The sequence below is a fragment of the Methylobacterium sp. B4 genome (assembly GCF_003201865.1).
In the GTDB taxonomy this organism is placed as follows: domain Bacteria; phylum Pseudomonadota; class Alphaproteobacteria; order Rhizobiales; family Beijerinckiaceae; genus Methylobacterium.
The window spans coordinates 152,837-167,887 of sequence record NZ_QJJJ01000002.1 but is presented as its reverse complement, the minus strand read 5'-3'; the positions used below and the strand labels follow the sequence as shown (position 1 = coordinate 167,887).

The 15,051-nt window shown below is 69.1% G+C and carries 14 protein-coding genes; 8 read left to right on the top strand and 6 right to left on the bottom strand.

Annotation, left to right across the window (positions count from 1 at the left end; genetic code table 11):
* Positions 1 to 13: 13 nt before the first annotated feature.
* The 3 genes from tolR to BY998_RS04365 all read right to left on the bottom strand — a co-directional run bounded on the left by tolR (position 14) and on the right by BY998_RS04365 (position 1,869).
* Positions 14 to 478: a protein TolR gene (gene tolR, locus BY998_RS04375; RefSeq protein WP_110350409.1), complete on the bottom strand. Its 465-nt coding sequence runs from the start codon at positions 476 to 478 to the stop codon at positions 14 to 16.
* 90 nt (positions 479 to 568) lie between these two features.
* Positions 569 to 1,270 carry a MotA/TolQ/ExbB proton channel family protein gene (locus BY998_RS04370; RefSeq protein ID WP_110350408.1) on the bottom strand — a complete coding sequence of 234 codons (702 nt, stop codon included), beginning with the start codon at positions 1,268 to 1,270 and terminating at the stop codon, positions 569 to 571.
* Positions 1,271 to 1,353: 83 nt separating this feature from the next.
* The gene (locus BY998_RS04365) at positions 1,354 to 1,869 is read right to left on the bottom strand and encodes a Tat pathway signal protein (protein WP_110350407.1); all 516 of its coding nucleotides are present in this window, start codon (positions 1,867 to 1,869) and stop codon (positions 1,354 to 1,356) included.
* A gap of 574 nt (positions 1,870 to 2,443) precedes the next feature.
* On the opposite strand from BY998_RS04365, the gene BY998_RS04360 reads away from it, so the two are divergent.
* Positions 2,444 to 2,875 (top strand): Hsp20 family protein, encoded by a 432-nt coding sequence (locus BY998_RS04360; RefSeq protein ID WP_110350406.1) that lies wholly within the window; start codon positions 2,444 to 2,446, stop codon positions 2,873 to 2,875.
* Positions 2,876 to 3,017: 142 nt separating this feature from the next.
* Positions 3,018 to 3,302, top strand: a complete 285-nt coding sequence (locus BY998_RS04355; protein WP_110350405.1) for a DUF1150 domain-containing protein — start codon at positions 3,018 to 3,020, stop codon at positions 3,300 to 3,302.
* Positions 3,303 to 3,399: 97 nt separating this feature from the next.
* On the opposite strand, the gene BY998_RS04350 is transcribed toward BY998_RS04355, so the two are convergent.
* Positions 3,400 to 4,218 (bottom strand): alpha/beta hydrolase, encoded by an 819-nt coding sequence (locus BY998_RS04350; protein WP_110350404.1) that lies wholly within the window; start codon positions 4,216 to 4,218, stop codon positions 3,400 to 3,402.
* A 95-nt stretch (positions 4,219 to 4,313) separates the two neighbouring features.
* Here BY998_RS04350 and BY998_RS04345 point away from each other — a divergent pair, with 95 nt between their 5' ends.
* On the top strand, positions 4,314 to 5,552 hold the full coding sequence (locus BY998_RS04345) for a glycosyltransferase family 4 protein (protein ID WP_110350403.1): 1,239 nt from the start codon (positions 4,314 to 4,316) through the stop codon (positions 5,550 to 5,552).
* Between the two features lie 169 nt (positions 5,553 to 5,721).
* Complete coding sequence (infC, locus tag BY998_RS04340; RefSeq protein ID WP_245421477.1) at positions 5,722 to 6,243, top strand: translation initiation factor IF-3; 522 nt, start codon at positions 5,722 to 5,724, stop codon at positions 6,241 to 6,243.
* 307 nt (positions 6,244 to 6,550) lie between these two features.
* On the opposite strand, the gene BY998_RS04335 is transcribed toward infC, so the two are convergent.
* Positions 6,551 to 8,896, bottom strand: a complete 2,346-nt coding sequence (locus tag BY998_RS04335) for a glycogen debranching N-terminal domain-containing protein (RefSeq protein ID WP_110350401.1) — start codon at positions 8,894 to 8,896, stop codon at positions 6,551 to 6,553.
* A gap of 171 nt (positions 8,897 to 9,067) precedes the next feature.
* Positions 9,068 to 10,201, bottom strand: coding sequence for a glycosyltransferase family 4 protein (locus BY998_RS04330; protein ID WP_110350400.1), 1,134 nt, complete (start codon positions 10,199 to 10,201; stop codon positions 9,068 to 9,070).
* A gap of 456 nt (positions 10,202 to 10,657) precedes the next feature.
* Between BY998_RS04330 and rpmI the strand changes: the two genes are divergently transcribed.
* The 4 genes from rpmI to pheT all read left to right on the top strand — a co-directional run bounded on the left by rpmI (position 10,658) and on the right by pheT (position 15,035).
* Positions 10,658 to 10,861, top strand: coding sequence for a 50S ribosomal protein L35 (gene rpmI, locus BY998_RS04325; protein WP_056244427.1), 204 nt, complete (start codon positions 10,658 to 10,660; stop codon positions 10,859 to 10,861).
* Between the two features lie 51 nt (positions 10,862 to 10,912).
* Positions 10,913 to 11,278: a 50S ribosomal protein L20 gene (rplT, locus tag BY998_RS04320; RefSeq protein ID WP_110350399.1), complete on the top strand. Its 366-nt coding sequence runs from the start codon at positions 10,913 to 10,915 to the stop codon at positions 11,276 to 11,278.
* A 189-nt stretch (positions 11,279 to 11,467) separates the two neighbouring features.
* Positions 11,468 to 12,547, top strand: coding sequence for a phenylalanine--tRNA ligase subunit alpha (gene pheS / locus BY998_RS04315; protein ID WP_181425423.1), 1,080 nt, complete (start codon positions 11,468 to 11,470; stop codon positions 12,545 to 12,547).
* A 64-nt stretch (positions 12,548 to 12,611) separates the two neighbouring features.
* Complete coding sequence (gene pheT / locus BY998_RS04310) at positions 12,612 to 15,035, top strand: phenylalanine--tRNA ligase subunit beta (RefSeq protein ID WP_110350397.1); 2,424 nt, start codon at positions 12,612 to 12,614, stop codon at positions 15,033 to 15,035.
* Positions 15,036 to 15,051: the final 16 nt, after the last annotated feature.

The window sequence follows — 15,051 nt, the reverse complement described above, 5'->3', positions numbered from 1 at the left end:
AGCGGCCATGGCGCTACTTGGCGCCCCCGGCGGCGGGCGCGGCACCGCCCGCGGACTGGGCGATCAGCGAGACCTTGGTGAAGCCGGCCTGACCGACGAGGCCCATCACCTCCATGATCCTGCCGTAGGGCACGTCCCGGTCGCCGCGCACGAGCACGACCTGTTCCGGGTTCTCGGCCTTGAGCTGGCGCAGGCGCGGCAGGATCGTCTCCGGCGTGAAGCCGTCCTTGGCGATGAACGGGTTGCCGTCCTTGTCGATGGAGACTTCGAGCGGCTTCTGCGACTGCGCCACCTTGGCGGCGGTCGTCTTCGGCAGCTGCACCGGCACGCCCGTGGTCATGAGCGGGGCCGCCACCATGAAGATGATGAGCAGCACCAGCATCACGTCCACCATCGGGGTGACGTTGATCTCGGACATCGGCGTGGCGTCGAGGCCGTCCTCGTCGTCGCTCGCCGAACGCGCGGTTCCCATGGCCATGGTGTCGCCCTCCCGGGCGTCGGCGGCGGCCCGCCGGACCGGACGGGCGTCGCCTCAAAGGTTTCGGGATGGTCGGGTGTCGTGCGGGCGCTACTCGGCGGCCGCGGCGCGGGCGTGGGGTCCGCGGTCGCGGGCGAGGCGGTTGCCGAGCACCGCGATGCAGGAGACGAAGCCGGACTGGATGCGGGCGACGTCGCCGGAAAGCTTGTTGTAGGCCATCACCGCCGGGATCGCGACGACGAGGCCGATGGCGGTGGCGAACAACGCCTCGGCGATGCCCGGCGCCACCACCGCGAGGCTGGTGTCCTGGCTCTTCGCGATGGACGAGAACGAGTTCATGATGCCCCAGACCGTGCCGAACAGGCCGACGAACGGGGCGGTGGAGCCGGAGGTCGCCAGCAGGGGCAGGCCGCCCTGGAGGCGCTTCACCTCGACGCCCAGCGCACCCTTCATCGCGCGCTCGATCCGCTCGCGGCGCTCGGCCCGGCTCTCGCTGGTGTCCTGATCGCGCCACGCGTCGAGGCCCGCCCGGACCACGTGGCCGGCGATGCCCTTCTGGCCCGTGTCGATGGTGCCCTCGGAGCGGACCATCGCCTCGAAGGCCTTGGCCTGGCGCTTGGCGGCGGCGAGCCGGACCATCTTCTCGAACACCACGGTCCAGCAGGCGAGCGAGGCCACCACGAGAAGGATCATCACGCCTTTCACGATCGGGTCGGCCTGAAGGAACAGGCCGAGGAACGACATGTCGTGGGCTTGCGCGACGGCCCCGGCGGGCACGGACGTCGGATCCATCTGTTACTCCTCGTGGCTCATGGTCTGTCCGCCGTCCCGGACCGCCCGGGCGAACCGGAGCGGGTGGGACGGCCGGGCCGGCTTCAGCGATCGAAGGCGGCCGAAGTCTTGGTGGCGGGCTCGATCCGCTCCAGGCAGGTCTCGCGGGTGGCGTCCCCGCCCTCGCAGGCCAGGACGTCGTTCAGCAGCAGGCGGCCGACCTTCGGGCAGGCGAGACCGGGGAAGTCGAAGAGCCGCACCACGGTCTTCTTCTCCTGGACCGGTCCCAGCTCGACCGCGAGGCGCTTCTGGGCGACGCCCTCGGTGTCGAAGGCGAAGAGATCGACCTTGAGCGACTTCAGCGCGGTGCCGCGGCTGTTGTCGACGAGCATGTAGGTGCGGCAGGCCTCGCCCGCGGGCTCGAGGCGGTTCAGCTCGATCTTCAGGGGCGGCGCACCGGACTTGACCGTGTCGGATTGGGTCGCTTCGGACTTGGCGGCCGTCGGGCCGCCCTCCTGCGCCAGCGCGGCCGGGACCGGGGCGGTCAGGGCGGCGGCGAGTGCGGCGCCCGCGAGCAGGCGCCTTCCGATCCCGTCCCGTCCCAGCGCTGCGCGCCCCATTCCCCAGGCTTCCTGAATCACGACGATCCCGTCTCCCCGTTCTCGCGCCGCCCCGTTGGATTCGGAGCGGGCCGTCTGACCCGAAGGCCGAAGAAGTACCGATTGCCCGCCGCGGGCGATCCGATCGCAGGGCGCCCTCCTCGGGCACCGGACAGCCTTCGCGAGGTCCGGCTGCGGCTGATGTCACGGATACGGCAAAGGTGACGCCCGGCGCTCCCGGGGCACCGCGCATCTTTCAAGATTCAAGGCGTGCTATCCGACAATCGGGGGAGCAATCAAGGTTTGATAAGAATTTCAGAGCAATTCCAAACTATTGGACCTGATGCTGCCCGGGCCCCACTCTTTCCCGATCGTCCCGGGGTGAATTGCCACATCGTCCCATGATTTTGCCGGATGAGCGCGCGCACCGACGGGGATGCGGTCGCACCGGGGCCGCCGGGAACCGTCGATCTTGATCGCGGGGGGGCCGCTTTCCATATCCCCGTTCAAGAGCGCTGCTGCGAGGCGGGCTCGAGACCGCGAGGTGCCGCAAGGGGTTTGTCCCCGCAGGGCCTCGCCGGAGGTTTGAGCGACGATGACGCGGCCATCCCCGTTCGGGCACCCGTTCCTGCTCGGCTTCGACGAGATCGAGCAGGCCCTCGACCGCGTGTCGAAGGCCGCCAACGACGGGTACCCGCCCTACAACATCGAACGCATCGCCCGCAGCGAAAACGAGCCCGATCGCTTGCGCATCACGCTGGCGGTGGCCGGTTTTACGCAGGACCAGCTCGACGTTTCCCTCGAGGAGAGTCAGCTCGTCGTGCGCGGCCGGCAGATCGACGACAAGTCCCGCCAATTCCTGCACCGCGGCATCGCGGCGCGGCAGTTCCAGCGGGCCTTCCTCCTCGCCGACGGCATGGAGGTTCTGGGCGCGGAGCTGTCGAACGGCCTGCTCTCGATCGATCTGGTCCGGCCGGAGCCGGAGCGCATCGTGCGCAAGATCGCGATCGCCTCGAAGGATCCGTGATCCGGGCCTCCTGAGCCGACGCAGCGATGCATCGCAGGCTGCGGTCATCCGTCGCCAGACCTCACCCCCGACCCGGATTTGTCGCCGCCGACCTGCGGGACCATATCCGATTCAACGCTCTGCCTCGGAAGGAGGGCATTCCATGAACGACCTCACGACGATCGACCTGACCATCGACACCACCGCCACGCCCGCCATCGATCCGGCCGAGTTCGCCGCGCTCGGAGAGGGGCACATCGCCTATGTCCGGCCGATCCGCTCGGACGAGGTGCGCAGCCTGTTCCCGCAGGCTCCCGAGATGACCCCGGGCCTCGACCTGTTCGCGCTGCTCTCCGCGAGCGGGGCGCCGATCCTGCTCACCGATTCCCGCGAGGTCGCCGTGGCGAACGCGATGGCCCACCAGCTCTTCCCGGTGAGCCTGCACTAGTGCGCTTTCCGACGAAGTGGACCCCGGTTCGTCGAAAGAAAGCGCAGCTCTAAGCGGCATCAAGGGCGTTGCCCCCGCGTATATGCGGGGGCTGCTGTCAGGCCATCGCCTCGACCGACCGCACCAGGAGCGCGATGTCCTGGGGCCGGGACAGGCGGTGGTCGCCATCCTTGATCAGCGTCAGCATCGAGCCCGACCCGGGCAGGCGCTCCAGGATGCGCAGGGCATGGCCGTAGGGTACGTCCGGATCGGCCATGCCTTGGAGGATGTGGACCGGGCAGCCCGGCTCCAGCGCCTCTCCCAGCAGGAGGTGGTGCCGCCCGTCCTCGATCAGCGCCATGCGGATCGGGTCCGGCTTCGGGGCGTAGTCCGTGGGCCGATACCAGACGCCGTCGCGCTCCAGGGTCTGCCGGATCTCCAGCGGGAACGAGGCCCACATCAGCTCTTCCGTGAAATCGAGGGCCGGGGCGATCAGCACCATGCCGCCGAGGCTCTGGCCCCGCCGCGCCCGCTCGCGGGCGACGAGGCAGGCGATCCATCCGCCCATGGAAGATCCGACGAGGATCGGCCGCTCGTCGGCGTAGCGCTCGATCACCGTCGCGGCATCGGCGAGCCAGTCGGAGATGGTGCCGTCCTCGAAGCGCCCGTCCGATTCGCCGTGCCCGGAATAATCGAAGCGCACCATGCGCCGGCCCCGCTCCGCCGCCCAGGCATCCAGGGCGGCGGCCTTGGTCGCGCGCATATCCGAGCGGAAACCGCCGAGCCAGACCACGGGCGGTCCCTCGCCCTCCCGGATGCGCACGGCGATCCGGCGGGGTGCCGAGGCGCCGCCGACGGTGAGGGTGGTGACGGGCAATTCGCCCGAGAAAGTCCCGGAAGTGCTCACGTCCGCGTGGGCTCCGCGATTCTGAAACATGCCGACGACGCATCGTTTACCGAACCGTAAAGCGCCTGGGACGATCCTTACCCGATGACCATGTTTCGAGCGACCGTCCCGACGCGGGTGACGCGATGAACGGGGGCAGCCTGTCCGGAGGCCCGGTCCGGTCGTCCGAGGTCTCGCCGTTGGCGGGCGTCACGGTGCTCCAGATCATCCCCGCCCTTGAGGCTGGGGGCGCCGAGCGCACGACCGTCGACGTGGCCGCCGCCCTGGCCGAGGCCGGGGCCCGCCCGCTCGTGGCCACCGAGGGCGGCCGGCTCGTCGGCGAGCTTCAGGCCAAGGGCGGAATCTGGGTGCCCTTCCCCGCCAACACCAAGAACCCGCTGGTCATGGCGCTCAACGTCCAGCGCCTGGCCCGGCTCTGCCGCCAGGAGGGCGTGCAGATCCTGCACGCCCGCTCCCGCGCCCCGGCCTGGGTGGCGCTCGGTGCCGCGCGCCGGCTGAAGATCCCGTTCGTGACGACCTATCACGGCAGCTATTCCGGCCGGACGGCGGTCAAGGTTCTCTACAATTCGGTGATGGCGCGGGGCGACGCGGTGATCGCCAACTCGCACTACACCGCCGAACTGATCCGCCGGGCGCATCCGGAACAGGCGGGCGAGCGGATCACCGTGATCCACCGGGGCACGGATCTCTCGACCTTCACGCCCTCGGCGGTCGCGCCCGCTCGGGTCGAGAGCCTGCGCCGGGCCTGGGGCGTGGCCCCCCACGAGCGGGTCGTGCTGCTTGCCGCCCGGCTGACCGCCTGGAAGGGCCAGCGCGTGCTGATCGAGGCCGCCGCCCGCCTGCGCGATCTCGGGATCGCCGATTTCGCGGTGGTGCTCGCGGGCGATCCGCAGGGACGCACGGCCTACGAGCGCGAACTCGACGCCCTGATCGAGGCCCGGGGCCTTGCCGGCCTCGTGCGCCGGGTCGGCCATTGCAGCGATATGCCGGCGGCCTTCCGTGCGGCCTGCGTGGTCGCCGTGCCCTCCGTCGAGCCCGAGGCCTTCGGGCGCTCGGCGGTGGAGGCGCAGGCGCTCGGCATCCCCGTGGTCGTCTCCGATCTCGGCGCCGTGCCCGAGACGGTGCTGGCGCCGCCCGATGTCGATCTGGCCCAGCGCACCGGCTGGCGGGTGCCGCCCGGCGATGCCGCCGCCCTGGCCGAGGCGCTGAAGGAGGCGCTCTCCCTGAGGGCCAGCGCCCGCGACGCCCTCGCCCGCCGGGCGCAAGCCCATGTCGAAGCGAACTTCTCCCTCGATCGGATGATCGCGGGAACCCTCGGCGTCTACGCGGAGCTGCTGAATCGGGGCGGGACGGGGCGGGGATGAACCGAAATCAGTCCCGCGAGTTGACTCCGCAAGAAGATTTGCCAAGTTAGTGAGGTCCGGCCGCGCCGGATCGATCGGTGGCCGGGGCTTGCTCGTTGGGGTGGCTCTTCAGGCTGCCGTTTCGTCGTTGATACAGGAGAACTGAGCCATTCGCAGACCAATGAGAGCCATGCCGGCCCCGCAGAAGGACGGGCCGCGCGCAAACCGGGACATCCGCGGCGTCCGCGACGTCCAGCTCATCGACCAGGATGGTCAGAACAAGGGTGTCGTGCCCTTCTTCGACGCGCTGGCGATGGCTGAGGAGATCGGGCTCGATCTCGTCGAAATCGCGCCGAACTCGTCGCCTCCCGTCTGCAAGTTCCTCGATTACGGACGCTTCCGCTTCAACGAACAGAAGAAGCAGAACGAGGCCCGTAAGCGGCAGAAGACGGTCGAGGTAAAGGAGATCAAGCTCCGCCCCGGCATCGACAAGCACGATTACGACGTGAAGATGAAGGCCGTGCACCGCTTCTTTGAGGAAGGCGACAAGGTCAAGGTGACCCTCCGCTTCCGCGGCCGCGAGATGGCTCACCAGGATATCGGCCTGCGCCTCCTGGAACGCGTCAAGGTCGAGACCGCCGAGATCGCCAAGGTCGAGAGCGAGCCGATGCTCGAAGGCCGCCAGATGATCATGATCCTGGCGCCGCGCTAGAAGGCTCCTCATCCGCGCATCGTCGCGGAGCGTCTGCCCCCAATGCGCTGTCCCCTTGCGGGGGCGGCGCATTTTTCGTTTTCGCGACCCGCGCCGATGGGGCCGGCGCGCAGGCTCGGACCTTTCAGACGCCGCGTCCGGCAGCGTCGTGCTCTGGATTGCTTCGGCTTCGCCTCGCAATGACGGAGAGGGTGAACCCACGCCGTCATCGCGGGGCGAAGCAATCCAGGATCGCGCCGCTGCCGGGCCGTGGCGCCGACATCGCATCCAGCCTCGTCGTCCGAGACGGACCGGCTGCTAGCAAAACCTACTTCAGCATCGAGATCTGCACGTCGCCGACACGCCGGCTCACCGCGACCGTCACGTCGTGACCGTGGCGGTGCAGGCGGATGTCGGCCCGTGAGTCCCCGAGCTTGAGGTTGAACAGCTCCACCGCTTCGAGGAAGCGCGGCAGGACCGGGTTGCGGAAGCGGATCCGGTTGCGGGCGTGGTCGAGTTCGAGCCCGAGGCAGGCCGCCAGGAAGGCGAAGGGCGCCGCTGCCGCCCAGGCCTGCGGCGAGCAGGCGACGGGATAGCTGACGGGGCCGCGCTGGCGCCGCCGCATGAAGCCGCAGAACAGTTCGGGCAGCCGCTTCTGGTCGTAGTAGAGGCTCGTGTCGAACATGCCCTCGAACACCCGCGCCGCCTCGTCCTTGAGGCCGTAGCGGGCGAGCCCCAGGGCGCAGAGCGCATTGTCGTGCGGCCAGATCGAGCCGTTGTGGTAGGACATCGGATTGTAGCGCGCCTCGCCCTTGGCGATGGTGCGGATGCCCCAGCCGTTGAAGCCGTCGGTCGACAGCAGTTGCGCCGCCACGAGGGGCGCCCGCTCCGGCAAGGCGATGTCCGTGAACAGGGCATGGCCGGTGTTGGAGGAGCGCACCGCGCATTGCCGCTTCTGGCCGTCGAGCGCGAGCGCGTAGGTGCCGATCTCCTCGCACCAGAACGCCTTGTCGAAGTTCTCCCGCAGGGTGTTGGCGGCGGCCGAGAGCCGGACCGAGAGGTCGTCCTCCCCGAGCAGGCTTGCGAGCCGCGCCGCGCCGCGCTTGGCCGCGTAGACGTAGCCCTGCACCTCGCACAGCGCGATCGGCCCCTTGGCCATGGCGCCGTCGGCGTGGAAGATCGAGTCGTGGCTGTCCTTCCAGCCCTGGTTGGCCAGGCCCTGCTCGGTCTCGCGGGCATATTCCACGAAGCCGTCGCCGTCGCGGTCGCCGTAGGTGTCGATCCATTCCAGCGCGAGCTTGAGCTGCGGCCAGATCGCCCGGATCGTGCCGAGATCGCCCGTGACCTCGTGATACTGCGCCGCCAGCATCACGAAGAGCGGCGTGCCGTCGATGGTGCCGTAATAGTGCCGGAAGGGCACCTCGCCGAGCATCGCCATCTCGCCGCGGCGGGTCTCGTGGAGAACCTTTCCGGGCTGGGCGTCGGCGGCCGGATCGACGGCCTTGGCCTGCGTCGCCGCGAGGAAGCGCAGCACGCCCTTGCCGAAGTTCGGGTCGATCCAGAGCGCCATCATCGCCGTGATGATGCCGTCGCGTCCGAACACCGTGGAGTACCAGGGGATGCCCGCGAAGGGGTAGATGCCCTCCTGCGTCCGGGTCGCCAGCATGTAGAGGTCGGCGGTGGCCCGGCAGAGCCCCTCGTTGAACTGATCGTTCGAGGAGATGATCGTGGTGATGCCCGCCGTGATCTGGCGCTGGTCGCGCCGGTTGTCGCGGTAGGCGCGGGCGAAGATGCGCCCCTCGCTCAGGCGGCGATCCGGCTGCTCGGCGAGGCTGCCCGCCGCCCGCGAGAGCGCCGCCGCCGCGGATTCGCCCGCCCGCTCGGGACCGGGCGCGCTGGTATAGGCCCGGTGCGACTGGCAGACGACGCGGATGAAGAGGGAGGTCTGGGTCCCCGGCTCCAGCTCGACCACGAACTCGGCCTTGCCCGGTTCGAGCGTGTGGGGCTTGGGCCCGAAATGCAGGGAGGTGGTGCGCACGATCTCGTCGAGGCCGGCGTAGCGGAACTGCACCTCCGTCTCGCTGCGCCGCTCGACGGTGCGCTTGCCCCGGTTCGTGCGATCCGAGCCGCGAACCTCGAACAGGTCGCGGTAATCGGCGTCGAAGGTGACGCCGATGCGCAGCCGCCGCCGCCGGGTGTCGTAGTTGCGCAGGCCGATCCGGTCGTAGCAGGTCCCCTTGAACAGGAACTTGGTGCGCTCGAGGGCAATCAGTTCGCGGGGGATCGCGGTCTCGTCGCCCGCATCGAGCCGGATGTCGGGCGTGGTCAGATCGACGCTGAGTGCCCCGTTGTCGTCCTGGATCGCCGAGGACAGCATCATCGGCCGCTCGTCCTCGATGGTGAGGGCGAGGCGCGAGAGGTAGCGCGTGTCCTGGAAATAGAGGCCCTCCGGCCCCGGATACCAGCCGATATCGCCGTAGCTGTCGAGCACGGCGAAGGCCTCGCCGTATTTCAGGGAGCGCAGGGGGCGCTCCACCAGCGAGGCCTGTGCCTCGATATGATATTGCGGCAGGCTCTCGTCCGCGTCCTGGAAGCCGATCCCCGGGCCGGCCTTGCCCGCCCGTCCTTCGGTCGTATCGGCGTGGATGTGGGCTGCGTCGTCCTGTGCCGCCATGCGAAGCGCCTTTGTGCCGTTGATCCGAGGGGAGCCCGTGGCCGGGCTCGCAAATCGAGGGCCGCCGGTCGGCTCGAAGCGACCGGCGGCCCCTGTCGGACCCGTTCAGTTAGGCGCTCTCCCGGCCCCGGCGAGGGGCCGGGGACAGTTTCCCTTGAGCCCGGACCCGGCTCAGGCCGGCATCGCCGCGACGTGGATCGGCGCGTGCGACGCACCGTTCAGCTCACCGTACTGGGGCGAGAAGGCGCCGGCGGACGGCATCTTCAGCACGTTTCCCCGGCCGGCCAGCAGCTGCTCGTAGGCCGCCACGTACTTGCGGACCATCACCTCGGCGGTGAAGCGGCCCTCGAAGTGGCTGCGGACGCCGGCGCGCGGCAGATCCTTGACCTTGCGGCAAGCCTCGACCGCCTCGTCCAACGAGTTGACGATGTAGCCCGAGACGCCGTCCTTGATGACCTCCGGCACGGAGCCGTTGCCGAAGGCGATCACCGGGGTGCCGGCCGACATCGCCTCGATCATCACGAGGCCGAAGGGCTCCGGCCAATCGATCGGGAAGGCGAGCGCCAGGGCGTTGCCGAGGAAGTCCTTCTTCTGCTCTTCGTTGATCTCGCCGATATACTCCACCAGCGGGTGGTGGATCATCGGCTCGATCTTCTCGTCCCAGTATTCCTGGTCCGCCTTGTCGACCTTGGCGGCGATCTTCAGCGGTGTGCCGGAGCGGATCGCCATCTCGATCGCGCGGTCGGGGCGCTTCTCGGGCGAGATGCGGCCGAGGAAGGCGAGGTAGCCGCCCTTGGCCTCCGGATAATAGGGGCAGTTCTCCTTGGGCAGGCCGTGATGGATCGTGGCCAGCCAGTTGGAATTTTCCGGCATCGGCTCGCGCTGGTTGTCGGAGATCGAGACCAGCGGCATGCCCGTGAACGTGTTGTAGACCGGCATGAAGTCCGGCACGTCCAGGCGGCCGTGCATGGTCGTCAGGCACTTGTGATACAGATCTTCGAACATCGGATACTGCAAGAGATCGATGTGGAAGTGGATCACGTCGAACTCGTGCGCCCGGCGATGCACGTGGTGCAGCATGGCGAGGTGGCCCGCGGTATGGTCGCGGTAGCCGAGAAGGCGCAGACCCTCGGGATGGCAGGCGGCGAGCTTGGCCGACGTCTGGGAATCGCCGCTCGCGAACAGCGTCACGTCATGGCCCTGGCGGACCAGCTCTTCGGTGATCCACGACACCACGCGCTCGGTGCCGCCATAAAACTTCGGGGGTACGGCTTCCGCGAGCGGAGCAACCTGGGCAATGCGCACGAAGACGTCTCCTGTGACCGGGAAAAGGATGTTGGGGCGATGAATGGGGGGTGCGGCCTGAGCGGGACATGAACGAAACCGACAGCCAAGGTTTATGGTTCCGCTCACCTCGCTGGGGCGAGCGGAAATCTTGGCAAGCCCACCGAATGCCGGCTTTCCACAATGTTCGTGCGGAAAACGCCGCGAATCGGCGCAAGTGTGATTCATCACTTGCCTGGCCATCCGGCTTCCGATGCCCGTTTTCGATGCAGTCCGCCGCGCCACCCATCGCCGGGCGCCGCGAAAATCGTGCCGTTCGATCCATCGATTGAAACGGCGGGCGGTTTCTGCCATAAGCCGCCCGCGTCGAACCGCCCGGCCGATTAGGGCTGCCGTGGCGGTTCCCGTTGCTCCAGCAGCATTCACGCGCGAAGCCCCGGCTCACCGGCCGATCCGCTGTCGCGTCAGGAGAGCCAAATGCCCAAGCTGAAGACCAAATCCGGCGCCAAGAAGCGCTTCAAGATCACCGGCACCGGCAAGGTGATGTACGCCCAGGCTGGCAAGCGCCACGGGATGATCAAGCGGACCACGAAGCAGATCCGCAACCTGCGCGGCACCACGACCCTGTTCGAGGGCGATGCCGCCAACGTGAAGAAGTACTTCCTGCCAAACCAGCGGTAAGTTTTTCCTCCGTCAGTCGAATCTGTTTTCTAGAACTCCAGGAGATCTCCCATGGCTCGCGTAAAACGCGGCGTGACCAGTCACGCGAAGCACAAGAAGGTTCTGAAGGCCGCCAAGGGCTATTACGGCCGCCGCAAGAATACGATCCGCATCGCCAAGCAGGCGGTGGAGAAGGGTCTGCAGTACGCCTACCGCGACCGCAAGAACAAGAAGCGCACTTTCCGCGCTCTCTGGATCCAGCGGCTCAACGCGGCGGTGCGCGAGCACGGCCTGACCTATTCCCGCTTCATCAATGCGCTGGCCAAGTCCGGCATCCAGGTGGACCGCAAGGCCCTGTCCGAACTCGCCATCCACGAGCCGGCTGCCTTCGCCGCCGTCGTCGAGAAGGCGAAGTCGGCCCTGCCGAAGGCCGCCTGACCGCGCCGCCGAGAGGCGGAACGACCCTTAGACAAGGCGCGGCGCGGCAAGCGCCGCGCCTTCTTGTTTTCCGGGCGCGGACTTCTCCCGGAGTCCCGGCGCCGATGCGCCGCGGCGCTTGCGCGTGGCCCGGCGACGCGCAACAGCAGCCCCGGACGCAGCACTCGGACGATCGTAAGGACAGCGGTGATGGATCTCGACGCTCTCGAACGCGACCTCCTCGGGCAGATCGAGCGGGCCGGGGACGAGGCGAGCCTCGAAGCCCTGCGCGTGGCGGCCCTCGGCAAGAAGGGCAGCGTCTCGGAGCTCCTCAAGACGCTGGGCGCGATGACGCCCGACGAGCGTCGCGAGCGCGGCCCCCTCATCAACGGCCTGCGCGACCGGGTGCAGGGCGCGATCCTCGCCAAGCGCGAGGCGCTGACGGAAGCCGCCCTCGACGCCCGGCTCTCCGCCGAGCGCATCGACGTGACGCTTCCCCTGCGCGAGGCGCCGGAAGTCCGCGGCCGCATCCACCCGATCAGCCAAGTCATCGAGGAGATCACCGCGATCTTCGCCGATCTCGGCTTCTCGGTGGCCGAAGGGCCCGACATCGAGACGGACGAGCTGAACTTCACCGCGCTCAACTTCCCCGAAGGCCACCCGGCGCGGGAGATGCATGACACGTTCTTCCTACGCCCCGACCATCTCGGGCGTCGCAAGCTGCTGCGCACCCACACCTCGCCGGTTCAGGTGCGCACCATGCGCGCGGGGCAGCCGCCGATCCGCGTGATCATGCCCGGCCGCACCTACCGGCACGATTCCGACCAGACCCACACCCCGATGTTCCATCAGGTCGAAGGGCTCGTGATCGACCGCTCGGCCAACATCGCCAATCTCAAATGGGTGCTCGAATCGTTCTGCCGCGCCTTCTTCGAGGTCGAGGCCGTGACGATGCGCTTCCGCCCCTCGTTCTTCCCGTTCACGGAGCCCTCGGCCGAGGTCGATATCCAGTGCTCGCGCAAGGGCGGCGAACTGCGCTTCGGCGAGGGCAAAGACTGGCTGGAAATCCTCGGCTGCGGCATGGTCCACCCGAACGTGCTGCGCAGCGGCGGCCTCGACCCGGATCAGGTCCAGGGCTTCGCCTTCGGCATGGGCATCGACCGGCTCGCCATGCTCAAATACGGCATGCCGGACCTGCGCCCCTTCTTCGAGGCGGACGTGCGCTGGCTGGAGCATTACGGCTTCCGGCCGATCGACGTGCCGAGCCTCGTCGGCGGGCTGACCGCCTGAGCCCCGCCGCACCGCTTTTCGATCCCGGCTCGGCCCGCCCTGGCGGCCGCGAGGATGTTCTGAGATGAAATTCACCCTCTCCTGGCTCAAGGATCACCTCGAGACCGAGGCTTCGCTCGACGCGATCGCTGAGACGCTGACGCGGATCGGTCTCGAGGTCGAAGGCATCGAGGACAAGGCCGCCGCGCTTCGCCCCTACGTGATCGCGCGCGTGATCTCGGCCGAGCAGCACCCGAACGCCGATCGCCTGCGGGTCTGCCAGGTGGATGCCGGCGACGGCCAACCGCTGCAGGTCGTGTGCGGCGCGCCCAACGCGCGGGCCGGCATGCTCTCGGTCTTCGCGCCCCCCGGCACCTACGTCCCGGGCAAGGCCATCACCCTCTCGGTCGGCACGATCCGCGGCGTCGAGAGCCGCGGCATGCTCTGCTCCGGCGCGGAACTCGGCCTCGGCGACGACCATGACGGCATCCTCGATCTGCCCGCCGAGGCACCGGTCGGCACCGCTTACGCCGTCTGGGCCGGGCTCGACGATCCGGTCATCGAGATCAACCTGACGCCCAACCGCGCCGATTGCGCCTCGATCCACGGCATCGCCCGGGATCTTGCGGCCACCGGCATCGGCACCCTCAAGCGCGAGCCGCTGCCTCCCGTGCGCGGCGAGGGGGCCTGCCCGACGCCGGTCACCCTGGCCTTCGACGAGCACGACAAGGGCCTGTGCCCGCTCTTTGCTCTCCGCCTCGTGCGCGGCGTGACCAACGGCCCGTCGCCCGAGTGGATGCAGAAGCGCCTGCGGGCGATCGGCCTGCGCCCGATCAACGCGCTGGTCGACATCACCAACTACCTGACCTTCGACCGGGGACGACCGCTGCACGTCTTCGACGCGAGGAAAGTCGCGGGCGGGCTCACCGTGCGGCGGGCGGAAGAGGGCGAAAGCCTCGTCGCGCTCGACGGCAAGACCTACCGGCTCGATTCCGACGCGGTGGTGATCGCCGACGACAACGGCGTCGAGTCGATCGCCGGCATCATGGGCGGGCAGGCCTCCGGCTGCGACGAGACCACCACCGACGTGCTGATCGAATCGGCGCTCTGGGACCCGCGCGCCATCGCCCGGACCGGCCGGCGCCTCGGCATCGTCAGCGATGCCCGCTACCGCTTCGAGCGCGGCGTCGATCCGGCCTTCGCCCTGCCGGGACTCGACCTCGCCACCCGCCTCGTGGTCGATCTGTGCGGCGGCAGCCCGAGCCAGGCCACCCTCGCGGGCGAGGTGCCGGAGCTCTCCCACGTCATCGACTTCCCCTGGACCGAGGTGCGCCGCTTGGCCGGCATCGAATTGTCCCGGGCCGAGATGAAGGTGACGCTGGAATCCCTGGGCTTCCACATCTCGGGCTCCGGCGACCGCGTGAAGGTGCTGCCGCCGTCCTGGCGGGCGGATGTCGAGGGCAAGGCCGACCTCGTGGAGGAGATCGTGCGCATCGCCGGTCTCGACCGGATCGAGCCGAAGCCGCTGCCGCGCGCCGAGACGGTCGCGGTCGAGCCGATGCTCACCGTGCTCCAGCGGCGCGGACGCCTCGCCAAGCGGGCGTTGGCCAGCCGCGGCATGCTGGAGGCGGTCACCTACTCCTTCATCGCCCAGGCCGACGCGAAGCTGTTCGGCGGCGGGACGAGCGATCTGGCGCTCGCCAACCCCATCGCGGCCGACTTTTCCGACATGCGCCCGAGCCTCGTGCCCGGCCTGCTGCGGGCCGCCCAGGCCAATGCCGACCGGGGCTTTCCCGACACCGCCCTGTTCGAGGTCGGGCAGTGCTTCGCCAGCGACGAGCCGGAGGGCCAGTCCCTGCGCGCCACCGGCCTGCGCCGCGGCACCGCCCGCCACGGCGGGGCCGGGCGCCACTGGAGCGGCGCGGCGGAGGCGGTCGACGCCTTCGAGGCCAAGGCCGACGCGCTGGCCCTGCTCGCCGCCCTCGGCGTGCCGACCGGCGGACTCCAGATCGTGGCCGGCGGCCCCGACTGGCTGCATCCCGGCCGCTCGGGCACGCTGCAGTTCGGGCCCAAGAACGTGGTCGGCCATTTCGGCGAGCTGCATCCGCGGCTGCTGAAGGCGATGGACCTCAAGGGCACGCTCGCCGCCTTCGAGATCACCCTCGACTCCCTGCCGCTGCCGCGCCACCGGCCGACCAAGGCCAAGCCGGCCCTCGTCCTGCCCGACCTCCAGGCGATCTCCCGCGACTTCGCCTTCGTCGTCCCCCGCGACGTACCCGCCGCCGACATCCTCAAGGCGGCGCAGGGCGCCGAGCGGAAGTTGATCACCGGCATCGAGGTGTTCGATCTCTACGAAGGCACCGGCATCCCGGAGGGCGCCAAGTCCGTCGCCATCGCCGTGCGGCTCCAGCCCGCCGAGCGCACGTTGACGGATGCGGAGATCGAGGCGGTCAGCGCCAAGATCGTCGCCGAGGTGTCGAAGAAGACCGGCGCGACCCTGCGCGCCTGATCGAGAGCGGCCGAGG

Excerpts from the sequence above, each read along its gene's own strand:
- tolR (WP_110350409.1), bottom strand. The coding sequence starts at position 478 with ATGGCCATGGGAACCGCGCGTTCGGCGAGCGACGACGAGGACGGCCTC.
- BY998_RS04370 (WP_110350408.1), bottom strand. The coding sequence starts at position 1,270 with ATGGATCCGACGTCCGTGCCCGCCGGGGCCGTCGCGCAAGCCCACGAC.
- BY998_RS04365 (WP_110350407.1), bottom strand. The coding sequence starts at position 1,869 with ATGGGGCGCGCAGCGCTGGGACGGGACGGGATCGGAAGGCGCCTGCTC.
- BY998_RS04360 (WP_110350406.1), top strand. The coding sequence starts at position 2,444 with ATGACGCGGCCATCCCCGTTCGGGCACCCGTTCCTGCTCGGCTTCGAC.
- BY998_RS04355 (WP_110350405.1), top strand. The coding sequence starts at position 3,018 with ATGAACGACCTCACGACGATCGACCTGACCATCGACACCACCGCCACG.
- BY998_RS04350 (WP_110350404.1), bottom strand. The coding sequence starts at position 4,218 with ATGTTTCAGAATCGCGGAGCCCACGCGGACGTGAGCACTTCCGGGACT.
- BY998_RS04345 (WP_110350403.1), top strand. The coding sequence starts at position 4,314 with ATGAACGGGGGCAGCCTGTCCGGAGGCCCGGTCCGGTCGTCCGAGGTC.
- infC (WP_245421477.1), top strand. The coding sequence starts at position 5,722 with ATGCCGGCCCCGCAGAAGGACGGGCCGCGCGCAAACCGGGACATCCGC.
- BY998_RS04335 (WP_110350401.1), bottom strand. The coding sequence starts at position 8,896 with ATGGCGGCACAGGACGACGCAGCCCACATCCACGCCGATACGACCGAA.
- rpmI (WP_056244427.1), top strand. The coding sequence starts at position 10,658 with ATGCCCAAGCTGAAGACCAAATCCGGCGCCAAGAAGCGCTTCAAGATC.
- rplT (WP_110350399.1), top strand. The coding sequence starts at position 10,913 with ATGGCTCGCGTAAAACGCGGCGTGACCAGTCACGCGAAGCACAAGAAG.
- pheS (WP_181425423.1), top strand. The coding sequence starts at position 11,468 with ATGGATCTCGACGCTCTCGAACGCGACCTCCTCGGGCAGATCGAGCGG.
- pheT (WP_110350397.1), top strand. The coding sequence starts at position 12,612 with ATGAAATTCACCCTCTCCTGGCTCAAGGATCACCTCGAGACCGAGGCT.